The following is a 15603-nucleotide window of genomic DNA, read 5'->3' on the forward strand; positions in this document are numbered from 1 at the left end:
CAGTTTGCTGCTTATTCCAGTATAATCGTTCTTCCCGTAGCGGGAACAATGGTAACACTTTTCGAATCGTTAGTTTTTTTATCCACTATTGTAAAAGTGCCGGGATGAACAGGTATTCCCTCTATTGTAAAATACAAAACACCTCTTCCGGTATAGCTAATCGAATATCTGTTTTTAAATGAAACAACCTTAATATCCGAAGAACTCTTCCTTAAATAATATTTTCCATTATCAGAATCCACCAGCAAACTATATTGCGGAACAGGGCGCTTCATTGCTTCCATTTGAATGAAACGAACATCAGACAAAAATTCCCCCGACATTTTGTCCATATAACCAAAATCTGCAGCTATATGCGGAACACAAAACGCCAGAATAATGCCAATCAGAGAAAGCACTGTAATTACTTCGAAAAGAGTAAAGCCATAATTTTTCACAGTTCATCCTTCAAAGGATATAATTACATATCCCATTTTATAAATTAATTCAATATTTGTCAATCTTTTAATTCTTCAATATGGTATATTTTAAAAAATATCTTATCTAGCTATTTCTCATATAAATAATCTGGTCTGCTTCATACGACTGATTACCTTTTCTCAGCCTTATAGTTATTCTTAACGCTCTAGCCTCTGCGAATGTCTTTCCTTGGGGATACGGAGCAGCTTTCATCTCTGTTATATATCTACCCAGCTCAACAGTTGCTGCATCATGCGAGTTTCCATTGCCATAATATATTCTATTATTTTTCACCACAAAGATATAACATAAATTCAATTGATCGTTATATAACAACGCCATTTTTGAAATACTAAATTCTCTCTTTGAATTAATTACGCTTGCAGCCCCTTCTATTCGAATAAGTTCAATTTTTACTGACTCCATTATCCTTGTGGAAATAAAATTTAATATATACTGTGATTGAAATTGAAGCTCAGATTCATTTGAGATTATCTCGAAATTACTTACGTTAGCATTAAACAGAGCCATAGCAAGAATAATGACCACAAACATAATACCCATAGATATCAATAGCTCTATTAATGTATATCCTCTGTTATATCCAAGCATTTATACCTCTAATTACATATCAAAATTTGTTATGTGAAGCAAATCAGAAATATCGGCAGTATTAGAAATAATGTCTAAATAATCAGGAACATATACAATAATATCCGCCGATGTTATTTTTATAATACCTGATTCCGAAATATATTTTGAACTTACTCTAGCAATAAGCTCATCATTTACAAACATAAGTCTGCTTCCATTTAAAACAGATATTTGTGCATTAAAACAATTCTCAACTTCATGCACTATCCTGCAGTCAACAACTTGCTTAAAATTATTTTTAAATACATCCGAAGCTCCATAAATATCGCCTGGTTCCGCCAAAAGATATTCATCAGATTTGCTGATAGAATCCTCTACCGCTGAACAAATCAAATCATAAATCTCTTCATATGCATAATCCAAGCCGCCTTCAGATTTATAGAGTGCTCGTTTGTGTTCGCTGTTACTTTTCCTTATCCTGAATTGGCCCATTGATATGCTCAGACATGTTAATCCAAGCGTCGTTATAACTGCTGTTACAATAATTATCAGCACTAACGCAGAGCCTCTGTTTTCAATTACTTTATTTTTCATAATCTTGTCAATAATAAATAAGCTTGCTCCCTATTAATGAATTTACGACTTCTCCCTCATAAGTTATATAGACCTCTATTGAATATAAAAAATCTCTTTCTGGTTCAATTATTATAACAGCACCGTAGTCTTCGCCAGATTGAGCTACAATCCGTTTATAACAACCATCGTCAGAATCATATATATATCCCGAAAGTTCAATTTCATCCATTGCTTTTATCTCTTCCATATATTTTTGAGCCGCCAAAAATGATTTATATTCCCTGCTGCTTTCTATGTTCAATCTTGCTGACATCACAAACAATGTCATTATAGGCGCTATCACCATACCAAGCACAGCAATAGATATAATGACCTCAGCTAACGTAAATCCACAAGCTTTTAATAAACACTTTCTCATTTTACTTAATTCCACAAAACAGCATAGAAATTTAGATTCATAGTACCGTGAACATTATCACCAGTCCATGACAATAAATTTATATCTGTTATAGCAATATTTTTATTATTGTTAGAAATGTTATCTATAAATTCAATTAAACTGTCGCAATGACCGGTGAACTCAATCATAGCACCTATTTTTAACGCAGAATTCTCTGTTTTTTCTTCGATAATTTCGTCTGTACTCTGATTATCCAATGAAACAGGCATAGATTCTGAAAAGACAATCTTGGAAACATCTATTTTGCTCTTTTGTGCATACAAGGATAAGTCGGAAATTATTTCTTCAGGATAAATTTCTGCTGGTATCTCTATTTTTTCCATCTCATTCTTAAGAAACACTTTCTTTTCAACCAAAGAATCTACAACATCAAAATTTTCCTTCATATTGAAATATTCTTCGCTTATTCTTTCGAAAGCCTCTTTCTTTGAATATAAACTTATAAATTGTTTGTGCGGAAAAAATCCATAAAATATAACTACAGCAATTATAAATGCTAAAACTATTAATAAGACTTTGAATTTCTTACTTTTCATTTTTATCTAGATCCTTTAATCTACACATAACAGAAAATGAGTAGCTTCCTTCTTCATTTTTAACATCAATACCTGAAAAATATATATCCTCTATAAAATCAAGTTGTCTGAGATTTTGTATAAACAAAGTTACTTCGCCAATAGTTTTCGAAACGCAACTAATCTGCGTACTATTTCTATTTACGGACATGGAAACCAGCCTAGTATTATTAGGAACAGATTCAAAAAATTCACTGATAATAATTGAATTAACGGTATTTTCATTTCTAATCACACCTTTAAGTTTGGAGACTTTTTCAATATAGGCCTCCCTTAAGCCGATTTCTTTCTTTAGATCTTCTATCCCTGTATTTATTTCAGCCTTTTCTTCATCATAAATGTAAAGCTTCATGCCCTGTATGTTTGTTTCAAGCATAGCATTATAATTTTTCCATGTAATAGCTGCCAAAATTGCAGCCAGCGATGCTGCCGAAATGGCTGCAGCAAAAAATTTGTAATTTGGTCTAAAATCTGAGCTGCTATCATATGAAAGCCACATATTAGTTTTATTGTTTAGAAGAGATAAAAGGCAAATAAAATATTTTTCTACTATGTACGGAGTATCTAGCTTTGCATTTAGCTTGATACATGGGATATGTTCAATTATCTCTGTTTCAATACCCAAATTACTTGCCAAAAAAACACCGATATTTCTATGAGGAATATCTCCATAAATAAATATCTTATTAATAACATTTGCACTATACATTGAATAATAATACCTTATATATCTATTTAACTCATCCATCAGTTTATCCACAAACGGTGTTAAACCAATGAATTTTGTAGTGTTATAAGGAGCGCATTCCTCCGCAGCTTTTTCAATTATAACCATATCTTCATTCAACAAAGAAATCCTTGAAAACTCGGTTACACCATTTTTTAAAACACAAAATGAAATATGGTTATTATTTATTTCTAAAAAAGCATATATAGAGTCGTTTTTAATAGCATGTGAATTAATTTCAGCTTCGTACTTACTTATTTTGTTCAGGCAGTTAAAAGATACATCTATTGATGCAAGCTTTAACTTCAATATTTTTGCCAATTCTTTGCAGTCTTTATAAATATCACATGGGAGACAATAAATGACGTAAAAAGCATATTTTACGTCATTATCATTAACTATATCAGTAATATCATATATTATTTTATATTGGTTTAAATCAACCGGCATAAGCTGTTCTAGCTCGTTTCTTATCATTGACAATATCTCCCGCTTTTTATCAAGCATAGGGAGCTTTATTCTTCTGCTTATCACGCTGGCAGAGTTAACTGTAAATACAGCTCTTCTTGTGTTGATACCATTCTTTGCAATCATGTTTTTTATCAATACTGCCACAGCATTTACATCAACAATTCTTCCGTTCTCAATTATATCTGTACCCGTCAACTCATCACACTTCATTACGGTCACCGAATCGCTTTTTCTTAATGCTTCAACAATCTTAATACCTTCATCATAAATTTCCAACGATAAAAACAAACACATAATAATCCTTTCAATTTTTCCTATTCGGATCATTTACATAATTTGGTATAAAATCATTATATAAAATATGTAAAATTATGTCAAAATATTTATTGTTAAGAAAATATCATCGTTTATTTTTTTGTTTTAATAAAATTGTTAAGAATAGTTAAGGTTTATTTTCTCTATTTGAAAACAGAGACTGACTTTACGCCAATCTCTATCTCTGTATCTTCTAATTTTGTGAGTTTCTCATATACACAACCTGTTCGGCAGGATATGGCACGCTTCCATTTTTTAATAACACAAGTGTAATTCTCACTTCATTCGTACCGTTTGTTTCAATTTTCAAATTATCTACATAATTACCTATATAAACGGATTCCTTATCAGTAGTAGTCCCGTATGTATATTTTATCTTTTCATCATATTTCTCAAAAGAAGCAAAGCTTCCGTCAACATACTCAAACTCATTAGCTGACTCGTCATATGATTTTGCTTCCAAAATTTTATTTGTCATATAGTTAATAATATACTGGCTTTGATATTGCACCTCAGACTCAGCATTTATGGTTTCATAACTTTTGTAGTTTGCTATAAAAAATGACATAACAACAGACATAACTATTCCTGCCAAAGCAAGTACCATTATTATTTCAATTAATGTAAACCCTTTTTTATTTATCATATTTACCCTCGCACCATTAAGAAAAATTTGAGCTTAAAAATTCAAGCTCAAATTCAAGCAAAAACGCTTTGTATTTATTCCAATTCAAACGTCTTAATTGAATTAATCTCTAATTGCTGAACTACATTATCATTTTGCTTAACAACATTATCAATCAAAACATTTAGAACAGAATTTGACGCAACCGGCTTCACATTATAGGTTAAAGTATAAATATTATTTGCGCTTGTCAAAGAATCAAGGCTATTAAAGTCATTAAACGGCCCTCCGACTAAGTTGTCTTCTTGATCATACAGCATGAAGTCTGACAATATAAAGTCATCTGCATCTCCTGTAAATGATACACTGATTTTATCTACATTCTGTCCGTTCTGAAACTTAAATCCAAATCTATATTTTATCCCCATAACAACCTCAAAAGGCTGTAAACTGTTACCTATAGGCTTTAATTCGTTTTGTGCGTACATTGAGTTTTTTTGTAATATATTATCAAAAACTATGCTGCTGTCTCTTTCATAATAAAAATTGATAGTTACGTTGTTGCTTCCTGCCTGCCCAGTCAGTCTTCTCCCTACTTTGAGCGGATTTATAATGCCTTCATAGCTAATATCAATCAAATTATACCCGGTTAATGATGGAGCAATTTCATCAATAAAACCATTATTCGGTAAATATTTATTAATTGATGTAGCTCCGTTTATCGATAATGCTCTATTCTTGTCGTCAAGGGTTTCGTAGTAATTTATCGTTAGTTTAACATCTGGTTTAGGATTGACAATCACATTAACCTTTTTTTCGATTATCTGAGAAGTACCCTCAATTATATTTTTTGGATCAGTGTTACTGCTTATTGTAAAATATACAATATAGCTAAATTTGTCTTCAGCATAATCATGAGGTTGCGGAACATAAGTAATTTCAGTATTATCAGAATTAGCTGTTGCAGTGCTGTTAGGCTTAACTGGTTTTTCATCAACTTTAATTTTTAAATCACTTATTTGATAATCAGATCCTGCATCATTTGCAAATATCAAGTCCGGCGGAGTAATAACAATGCTTTCTCCTTCGGTTGTATAATAAACATATTCAGCTATATTTGGAGCAACTATGGCAAGCGGATTTTCAAATTTTTCTTCTGTAATCACATTTGGAGTTAAAACATGTTTATATTCAATTTGAGCATCTTCATTTGCATACTTAATTCCATAGTTTTCACCTACATACCTAATTCTGACTGTTTTCAATGATTCTGATGCAGTTATTGATCCAAGTTCACATGACATAACACCTTCTTCAGACACCGTTACCCCTTCTGGTAAAGATTCTTGTACAAATTCAAAACTTTCCGGCAATATATCAGTAATAACTGAATTAGTAGCTATAGTGTCAATTATAGTATCTGCGATTATATCATATATGTTAGTTAAATCATTTGCAGTTGTCGCATGATAGTAAGCCTCTTGGTAAGTATTTTCTGACGGGTTTAACAACGCCTGCATGTCAGATGTATTGGTTGAAGCAAATCCAACAGTATATATTTTAACTCCACTTCCACCATAGTTCTTTAATAAATTTGCTTCAGAAATGGCTGCATCTTTGGCATTTATATCATATGAATTACCCTTGCCATCAACTTCACCGTTTATATTGTAATACTGAGTTGGCACACCATCGGTCATATATATAACATACCTTTCGGCTCCCATTCTGAAAGATGTACCAAATAATTCTCTTGCCTTTATGAAGCCGGCCTCACTATTCGTTCCTCCGCTAACCATATCTTCAAAGTTCTTATACGCATTCTTGGCAGCAGTTTTATCAGTTGTAAATGCCTGCTTAATCTGCGCTTCATCAGAATATGTAACTATTGCAACTCTGTTGTTACCCGATTGGTTAGTTGCAAGAACCGCATCTATAAATCTGTTCGCCGCTTCCTCGAGAACATCTGCTTTTGATTCCCTGCCACTAATATTATCCTCCATACTTCCTGATTTATCCAGCACAAGTATTATATCGGCATCTTTACCTTTTGTAATAGCCTCACCTTGTACAGAGAATTTCAAATCAAATTCATTTGGCTTACCATTTACAGGTTCAACTGTTTTATTAAACTCAATATCACCGCCGCTCGTATTTGTATTAACATAACCTAAATCGTTATGTTTTTCTTCTACAAATATTTTCAATGTCTTTGTTGTACTGCTCAGCAGTTGAATATTAAGAGTGTTAAGACTGGAAGTAGTGCTTGTATCAATCTCCTTGCTGCTTCCTTTCCATAACTCAATACGATTCAAATTATAGCTGCTTTCTAACGTAAGTGAGGAATCTCCAGGCTGACTGCTGTAAGAAATTACTGTTTCTTCAACATATTGACTTTCTACATACTCGCCTTCGTTATTTTTTATATATGTTTTTATTAGTAATTTATAATTGCCATTTGAATTTCTTTCTTTATTTGTTCTAAGCACCCAAATGTTTGAATACGTATCGTATTCTTTGTCTGATGTTCCGGCCTCGGCCTCAAAATTAAGCAGTGCCGGAGCTATTATAATCATTGCTGCCAGCAAGAAGAATACTTTTAAAAATATTTTTTTCATTATAACCCTCCCTTATTTTATTTTCCAGTTACTAAATTTTAATAGTGGATTAAAGTCCACATTCACTTCATCGTTTCCTGAACCGAAGGTTGTTATGCTTACTGAACCGACATTTGTAGTATTTTTGAATACAACCTCCTGCAGGCCATTTTCAGCAATTATTTTAGAAACTACACCTTTATTATAATTAAATGTCTTATCCGCTCCGTCATCCAAAATATTTATATCTCCTGCGCAAATAATAACACCTGTAAAATCAACTGTTCCTGAAATTTCCACATCCTCATTTGTTATTATTAATCCGCTTTTGACATCTGATCCAAGAGAATATTTTTTATTGTCTCCATAGGTTCTAGATACCTTATTTACATATAGCAGCTCACTGCCATTCATTATTTCTGTGTTAAAGTTCAAAGGTATGTTATCAAATATTTCATTAATTGAATACTCATCATTTCCATTAGAGGAATGCTCATATCCGAGTTTTTTTACCTTCGTATTAAAAGTTTTCCCAATACCTGCTTTCAATGCCGGCCAATCCTCCAAAGGTGCATGTGATGTTATAATACTCTCACCGTTTATATAAGCTCCAAGAGTATATACATCACTGTTATTAATTTTAATCTTACCTCCCAACAGCTCTAGCGAACTCCCTCCTAGCTGCTGATACTTTTTTATATATTCTGCTTTTTCATAAGCAGTTATTTCAGTTTTCACTCCGCTTTCTCCAACAAACCATTCGACAAGCTGCGGAAAATAAGGTAAGTAGTCATCGTAATTAAATATAACATTCCCAAAGTCGTACTTTCCCGCTGCACCTCCTTCAGTATAATTGAGAGCCTTTGTGTATGCTACGTAATTGCCTCTAACAGATAACGACTCGCCGGTAGCGTAAGGTGATATACCTTTGATATACGATGTACCAAGCAAGTATAAATTGCCTCTGTCAAAATTGCCTTTGTTGATTGTGATACCCTTAATGTTATTATTGTTTATAATTATCGAACTGTTCAATGTATTATCTTTTGCTCCACCACCATATCCAAATCCATAATATGAGCCATTTATTGTTATTTCTTGACCGGCTGCATTCATCTCTAAATCATCCTGTACTACTACGCCTTCATAATCAACTGTATTATCATTTTTTGTGGTAGCTGTGAATTTTGCATTTTCACCATTCATAAGTATGTTACTGGTATACACATTACCAGAAATCATTTCCTTGTCGCCAAATATACTGATATTGCTTTTTACAGCTAGGTCCTGCATAAATAGCACGGTTCCGCTTCCTTCGAGATTCAGATTATTATTAATAAATACCTCACCGTTAAATATTGTTTCTCCTTGTTTATCGATATTAATATTTTCTGCGGTCATAACTTTTGACCAAAACGGATTCAATTCAAGATTGACAGTCTCAACTGTATATGATTCATTATAATCAGGAACCTCAACAATAAGATCAACATCTGTAGTTCTTATAATTCCTTCTTTCTTTTTGGTATATTCAGAGCTTATGCTCAATTCCATAGGTGTATCCATATCAAAATCATCAAATGTCTTTTTAATTACATATAATTTGAGCTTTTCCTCTTCATCATCAACAAGAATGCCATTTGAAACTGATCCGTCGGGATCAACACCCATTAGGGCTTTATACATATCTTGCTTAACTATATCTATGTACTTTTCTTCAAATACTTTTTTTGACAATGCCTTAATTGCATCCTGCTTATATTCATAGACTCCGTCTCCATCATAATCCTCAATAATGTCGGAATACAAATCAGGACTTAAAGAAAGCTCAGTAAGTTTAACAATATCGAATTCATTAATCTTATTCTTTGCAGCATTATTTGCCTCGCTTACAGCCTCAAGAACAACCGAATATGCCTCTGCATACGCCCTATCAAGCCCCGATTCAGACATATAAAATGAATATTTCATATCTGAATTTGTTTTTTTAATTTTATAATTCATCATTGTAACACCTAAAATTGATGTTCCAAGCAATGAAATTACCGCAACTGTCATAACTAGCAATACAAGAGTTGAACCATTGTTATTTTTCATTTTTTTAAACATAATATCACCCTTTTCGTTGACTAATCTGTTATGATGCTGTTAAAAACTTTTGAACCTTTAACTGTTTCAATAAGCCTGCTACCATCGAATACCTTTATTGTTATGTAGTATAATATATTGTCCGGCATTTCCATATCTTCCTGAACTTCAATTAAAGTAGCACTGCCCGATATTGTATATCTAAAGCTATCCTCGGCCTTAAACAAATATAGCTTAACTCCAGAATAAGAGTTGCTTACCTTAATCTTACCATTATCAACAGAGAGAATCACTTTTATACTTTCATCATTCTTTATAGTATTAATCTCTGTTTCAGTACCTGAATCAATATTTACAATCAAATCATAGTCCTCATCTCCAGGAATTTTCACTGCAGTTATATCACCATCCAGTTCTACTACGTCATTTTCTTTCAGGTTTATTTCAAGTCTATACCCATCATCGTCGCTTATAGTCTTAGAATAGTTACCGTCTTCACCAGAATAACCGCTAAATGTAAGATCCAAAATATTTTCAGACTTAATATCTTCCATGTATTTTTGAGCAAGCTGAATCGCCTTATATTTTGTCTCGCTTTCACGGTTTATCCTTTGAGAGGTTATAAACATTGACATTAACGGTGTAACAACAGCTCCCAATATAGCTAGAGTAATTATAATTTCAATTAGCGTCAATCCTTTAGTACTTAATTTTCTTTTCATGCTTCCACCTCTATAAAGCAACTTAACCTCATATTAACTACTTTCTGGTTACAATTGCAGATTTAGCATCCTTTAAAGTAACCCTTGGATTTGTGCTGCTGTCATTTTCAACTTCAAAATAAACCTTCAGACCTGAAGTATTTGTCACCCCGATAATAGCACCTACAGAATCTGTTTTTAAATTTCTATCGCTTGAATACACTTTAATTTTTATTTTCCCTTCTTCAGAAGGTGAAAATTCTTGCCATGTTCCAGATTTTGGATATGTATTGTTTTTTGTATTATAGCTATAATAGTATTTGTTATTTTCTAATTTAAAACTGAACTTGATATTTTCAACAGTATTGGTATTTTCAGAAATATATGTACTTCTTGCTATATCCTCTGTTTTTCCTACTAATATTGTTGGCAAATCTGAGCTTTCCGGCTCTAAATTAACAAAGAAATCGAATTTAGTATTTAAGCTTCCGATTGTTTCCCACGCTCCGCCAATGGAAAACGGGTTAGCTTTTCCCGATTCGGCAAGATCATTCCATAACCATTCATCATTGTTTTCCTTAAATCCAACAGGCTTTGGAACTTCATAGAAATTCATGGTCATTGTTCCCTGCAGCGTGCCTACTTCGGAAGCAACGGTACTTATATTGGTAATTGATATATCTACAGGATTGGCTTGCACTAAATCAATGAATTTGATCATATCATTGTATGAAGCCAAAAACTCTATGTTCACAGATATTGACTCAGCTGACATGGAGGGTTGCTCTTCTTTATCAGCTTCTTCAGTGTTTACAGCCACAGCTTGTTCATCGTCTTCGTTTTCATCGGCATAGACATAGATATTGTCTATATCGTACATCAATAAGTCCATAGAACTCTTTGCTTTTTCTGCTGGCTGTGAAACAACGATACTCATCGGAACAGCAGCTGCATCAGTGAAGGTTATATTGCTTGCGTCGATGTTATTGTCTGCAAGGTATTTATTCAAAAAAACTATGAGCTTTTCCTGCTGCAGGTCGGATATTACAGGCAGATTATTTATTTGTTCTATTAGTGTCAGAGCATCTTCCTCATACTTGTTTTTGAGCGTAATGTTCTGTGACATAGTTGCGTATTCAAGTGTTTTCCGACTGTGCTCCGCTCTCAGCTCATCAAGGTTAAACATACCTGATGATGGAATAAACATATATCCGGCATACACCGCTAGGGCTATAACTAATATTACTATTAATACTTTCTCTCTTCTACTCAGCTTCATTTGTTATCACATCCTTTATGCTACATACTAACGAATAAGTGCAGCTAATGCTGCCGCCATCTGCTGAATCTACTACCGCCGGCACATATACATTATCTATAAATTCAACCTGCTTTAAATTTCTTTCAAACTGTGCAGCTTCCTGCCTTGATGCGGATGTACACTGCAACTGTATACTTTCCTTGTCTACAGACATTGCATTAATCCTTGTGCCGTGAGGAATTGCCAATGAAACCTGCTCAAAGATAACCGTATTAACTGCATCTTCTATTTTTATTGCCGTTTTTAATTTATCGGCCTCCGACAAATATTTTTCCATCAAGGATACCTTTTTTTTCATTGTCAGCACTTCATCATTAAGCTTTATATTCTCCTGATTTTCCAGATAAGCATCCAGTGTTTCTATATCCCTTTCAAGGGCAATTTTCTCCACAATATATGAATACGCATAAAAGGATACGAGCAATACTGCTGACAGGCCTGCTGCCATGAGGAACACTCCAGTTCTGAACTTATTGCTGTGCTCCTTCCTTCTGTCTGAAAGAAAGTTAATATCCTTTTTATCTATGTACAATGAGAGAATGTTGTTCAAATATGATTTTACTTCAACAACTTCGCCAGATTTTGACACCACATTTGAAATTTCGTTTATTCTTTCCGTGCTTACGCTTAAGCTTGACTCTATAAACTGTTCCAGGCCGTTGATGTTTGCAAAGCTGCCATAAATATATATATTTTCTATCTGTCTGTCCTTGTTGTTTGAATTGTAGTATCTGATAAATCTGTAAAATTCATCTGTCCACATATTTACATTGTTTTCAAGAATGTTTAATTTAGATATATATGATGTATCATCAGTGTATTCGGCGAGAGATAAGCGTTCTATTTCCTCTAATGCCTCTTCCCGTGTTAAATTAAATGCCGCCTCAAAATTTTTGACTATATCGTTCAACCCATTTGAGGAAATTCTTGAAAAAACCTCCTTACCGTTGTTAACAATGCTGAATAAAGTATTTGTGAAACCTATGTCTATAAATGCAACTGACGTTCCAGGGCTTAAATGTTTTTTATTTATCGTTAGTTTCTTTAATGCTATTTTATCCAGGCAGCTTGAAGTCAGATCTATTGCTACAAGCTCAAAATTAAGCCTTTCCGCAAGCTCTATGTACTGCTCATAAATAGATGCAGGAAGACCATATGCAATATATGTTCCCTTTTCTGATTTATCAGATTTTATGCTGTCGATTTTTTTGTACACTATTTTGTACTGATCGATATCTACCGGCAGCATCTGATCCAACTCGCTTTTTATCATGGAAAATGTCTCTGAATTTTTCTTAAGAACAGGAAGTTCCATGTTTCTTGTTATTGTTGCATTTGTATTGATGATAAAAATTGCTTTTTTTGATTTAATGTTGTTGCTTTTCAGTGCCATTTCTATATTTGCTGCAACTAAATCCATATCGATTATTTTTCCATCATCAACGCTTCCGGATTCAATGTCTAAAAACAAGCTCTTGTATACAGCTATGGATGACCCGCTTCTGGAGCCTTCAAGTATTTTAATATTTCGATTGTTGATCTCTACAGATAAAATTCTCCCCATGTCTCTTACCTTTCTGAATATATTTGCGATTATGATTACTAAATATTGAAGCTGGTTGTATTACATGAATAAAGAAAGATAGCTTCTTATAATTTCAAAGCCAAAAAATATATATATTAAAGCAGATAAGGATATGAACGGACCGAAAGGTATTTCGTCCTTTCTGCCTTTAATGTTCAATGCTATTAAAAATACTGACACCACGGCTCCGATGACGAAGGAAAACAATGTTATAAACAATGTTCCCTTTAAGCCGAACATCAGCCCCAAAGCAGCCATAAGTTTTATATCTCCACCACCCATGGCATTAGTTAAAATTGCAATTGCAGCAAAAAGTCCGAATCCAGTCAGTGCTCCTATAATTCCTGTTAAATATGTTTTATTTACTAAGATAAATATAATTCCTGCCATTGCCCCGGCAATATTGAGACTGTCGGGAATAATTTTGTACTTCATGTCAATCATGCTTACGGTTATTAGTATACTTATCATTGCGCAACACAAAATCGAATTGACTGTTAAGCCGAATTTTAAGTATGTCAATGCATACAGCAATCCGTTCAAAAGTTCTATCACGGGATACTGTATTGAGTAACTGGCACCGCAGTACCTGCACCTGCCTCTGTTAATTATGTAGTTAAAAACAGGTATCATGTCTATGTAATTAAGTCTGTGACCGCAGCTCCCGCAGGATGACGGCGGTTTCACTATTGAGATTCCTGAAGGTATGCGAAAAATGCATACATTCAGGAATGAGCCTATGAATAGGCCGTAGATTAAAAATATTAGTGTCATTATTTTAGTTGTAATATTTTTTCTACCAATCAACACTAATCGATTGACTTGTCGATGTAACACTAACTGTTATATCTACTGCTTCGACTTCAGCAGCTGTATCATAGTTTGAATCTGCTTGCAATGTAAATGGCTCCATGTATCCATTATCAATTAAACTTTTAATCGTAAAAGATGTTGAATTAGTAGCATAGTAATATAATTCTGCTGCTTTAGCAACTTGTTCTTTAGTAGAATTATCAGCTTTTACCTTAGCATTCTCCTGAACTCCCAAAAACCTCGGCACAGCAATCGCCATAATAATAGCCAGCACTGCCAATACAACAATCAATTCAATTAATGTAAACCCCTTCTTGTTTTTTAAATTGTTAATTAATCTAAACATTTTTTTCTCCTCTTCTCTTATTTTTTTATTTAACCCTTCTATAGCCGGTTTTAATTATAAATCAAATCTTTTAACATTCCATATACCTGCTATTGAAGATTAAAACACTTATTTACTCACCCTTAGCTTACTAATAAGAATTTCTATTGCACGGTCTTAACCATATCAAACATCGGTGTTACCATTGATATTACTATGAACCCTATTATTACTGCCATAAACACTATCATTACGGGCTCCAGCATTGTTGTGAGCCTTGTTACGGCTGTATCCACTTCTTCATCGTAAAAATCTGCCGTCTTGTCTAAAATTTCTTCTATGGAACCTGAGTCCTCTCCTATTTTAATCATTGAATGAACCATGGGTGGAAATACCCCCTGCTGCCTAAGCGGCTGTGAAAGAGCCAACCCTCGTCTTACATCCTCCCTAGCCTCCATGATTTTACTTCCTATGTATGTATTGCCCGTTACTCCCGCTACAGTTTCAAGCGCCTGTAAAAGAGGCACTCCGCTTCCCATTAGAGTCGAGAGAGTTCTTGTAAACCTGGAAGTTGCTACCTTAAGCACAAGGTTTTTTACAACAGGTATCTGAAGCTTATAATAGTCTTCTTTTAGCTTTATATTTGAGTTTTTGTTCATTGCAGATACAGCAAATGCTAAACCCACTGCAACCATAACAATTATGTACCAATAAGATTTAAGCGCCTCGCTGATTGCAATCATTATCTGTGTTATCTTTGGAAGTTCTACTCCGGAACTGGAATACATCTCAACGAATGTAGGCATTATTGTTGTAAGCAGAAATATAACCACTGCCACACATACCACAGCAAGAATTATAGGATATGTCATCGCACCTTTTACCTTGTTTTCTATCTTATATTCTTTCTCGAAGTGATTTGCGAGCCTGTTCATTATAATATCAATGTTTCCGCTCAATTCTCCCGCCTCAACCATGCTAATAAAAATCGCAGGGAAGGTATCCTTGTGATGTGATAACGCCTCGGAAAAGGTATTCCCTTTCTGCAGATCATCATACATCTGTGAAATTATTTTTGAAAGCCGCTTGTTTTCTGTCTGCTGCTTCAGGATGTCCAGGCTGTTGACTATAGTCACACCTGCCTTCAGCATTGCATACAGCTGCTTGCAGAATACCGCAAGATCCTTTGACTTGATTCGTTTGCCGGAAATACTGCTCAGATCAACCGAACCTGCCGACTGTTTGATATCTATTATTACATAATTGTTTTGCTTCAGGTAGTCAATCATTTCCGCCTTTGTTGACGCATCCTTGTTGATTCTCTGCCTTTTCCCCGATTGATCCACCACACTGCATTTATATACTGCCATG

General features: G+C 33.9%; 15 protein-coding genes. All 15 read right to left on the minus strand.

All coding sequences use genetic code 11. From position 1 onward, the window contains the following. Positions 1-11 precede the first annotated feature (11 nt). Positions 12-437, minus strand: a complete 426-nt coding sequence (locus RBQ61_RS13865) for a prepilin-type N-terminal cleavage/methylation domain-containing protein (protein WP_308137831.1) — start codon at positions 435-437, stop codon at positions 12-14. A 106-nt stretch (positions 438-543) separates the two neighbouring features. Continuing rightward, complete coding sequence (locus tag RBQ61_RS13870; RefSeq protein ID WP_308137832.1) at positions 544-1071, minus strand: PilW family protein; 528 nt, start codon at positions 1069-1071, stop codon at positions 544-546. A 12-nt stretch (positions 1072-1083) separates the two neighbouring features. Continuing rightward, positions 1084-1647: a hypothetical protein gene (locus tag RBQ61_RS13875; RefSeq protein WP_308137833.1), complete on the minus strand. Its 564-nt coding sequence runs from the start codon at positions 1645-1647 to the stop codon at positions 1084-1086. Positions 1648-1654: 7 nt separating this feature from the next. After that, the gene (locus RBQ61_RS13880) at positions 1655-2047 is read right to left on the minus strand and encodes a prepilin-type N-terminal cleavage/methylation domain-containing protein (protein WP_308137834.1); all 393 of its coding nucleotides are present in this window, start codon (positions 2045-2047) and stop codon (positions 1655-1657) included. Positions 2048-2052: 5 nt separating this feature from the next. Then, the gene (locus RBQ61_RS13885; protein ID WP_308137835.1) at positions 2053-2625 is read right to left on the minus strand and encodes a hypothetical protein; all 573 of its coding nucleotides are present in this window, start codon (positions 2623-2625) and stop codon (positions 2053-2055) included. Then, on the minus strand, positions 2615-4189 hold the full coding sequence (pilM, locus tag RBQ61_RS13890; RefSeq protein WP_308137836.1) for a pilus assembly protein PilM: 1575 nt from the start codon (positions 4187-4189) through the stop codon (positions 2615-2617). The genes RBQ61_RS13885 and pilM (RBQ61_RS13890) overlap by 11 nt, the downstream gene beginning before the upstream one ends. Positions 4190-4370: 181 nt before the next feature. Further along, on the minus strand, positions 4371-4823 hold the full coding sequence (locus RBQ61_RS13895; protein WP_308137837.1) for a PilW family protein: 453 nt from the start codon (positions 4821-4823) through the stop codon (positions 4371-4373). Positions 4824-4897: 74 nt separating this feature from the next. Continuing rightward, entirely contained in the window at positions 4898-7420 is a 2523-nt protein-coding gene (locus RBQ61_RS13900) for a vWA domain-containing protein (protein WP_308137838.1), read from the minus strand. Between the two features lie 12 nt (positions 7421-7432). Beyond that, the gene (locus RBQ61_RS13905) at positions 7433-9508 is read right to left on the minus strand and encodes a hypothetical protein (protein ID WP_308137839.1); all 2076 of its coding nucleotides are present in this window, start codon (positions 9506-9508) and stop codon (positions 7433-7435) included. A gap of 20 nt (positions 9509-9528) precedes the next feature. Continuing rightward, complete coding sequence (locus tag RBQ61_RS13910) at positions 9529-10209, minus strand: type II secretion system protein (protein WP_308137840.1); 681 nt, start codon at positions 10207-10209, stop codon at positions 9529-9531. Positions 10210-10246: 37 nt separating this feature from the next. After that, a complete protein-coding gene (locus tag RBQ61_RS13915) occupies positions 10247-11467 on the minus strand; it encodes a hypothetical protein (protein WP_308137841.1) in 1221 nt (406 codons plus the stop codon). Further along, positions 11454-13073, minus strand: a complete 1620-nt coding sequence (pilM, locus tag RBQ61_RS13920; RefSeq protein WP_308137842.1) for a pilus assembly protein PilM — start codon at positions 13071-13073, stop codon at positions 11454-11456. The genes RBQ61_RS13915 and pilM (RBQ61_RS13920) overlap by 14 nt, the downstream gene beginning before the upstream one ends. A gap of 60 nt (positions 13074-13133) precedes the next feature. After that, positions 13134-13868: an A24 family peptidase gene (locus tag RBQ61_RS13925; protein ID WP_308137843.1), complete on the minus strand. Its 735-nt coding sequence runs from the start codon at positions 13866-13868 to the stop codon at positions 13134-13136. Between the two features lie 22 nt (positions 13869-13890). After that, positions 13891-14253, minus strand: a complete 363-nt coding sequence (locus RBQ61_RS13930) for a competence type IV pilus major pilin ComGC (protein ID WP_308137844.1) — start codon at positions 14251-14253, stop codon at positions 13891-13893. Between the two features lie 143 nt (positions 14254-14396). Further along, on the minus strand, positions 14397-15602 hold the full coding sequence (locus RBQ61_RS13935; protein ID WP_308137845.1) for a type II secretion system F family protein: 1206 nt from the start codon (positions 15600-15602) through the stop codon (positions 14397-14399). Position 15603: the final 1 nt, after the last annotated feature.

The sequence above is a fragment of the Sedimentibacter sp. MB35-C1 genome, from assembly GCF_030913635.1.
Lineage (GTDB): Bacteria > Bacillota > Clostridia > Tissierellales > Sedimentibacteraceae > Sedimentibacter.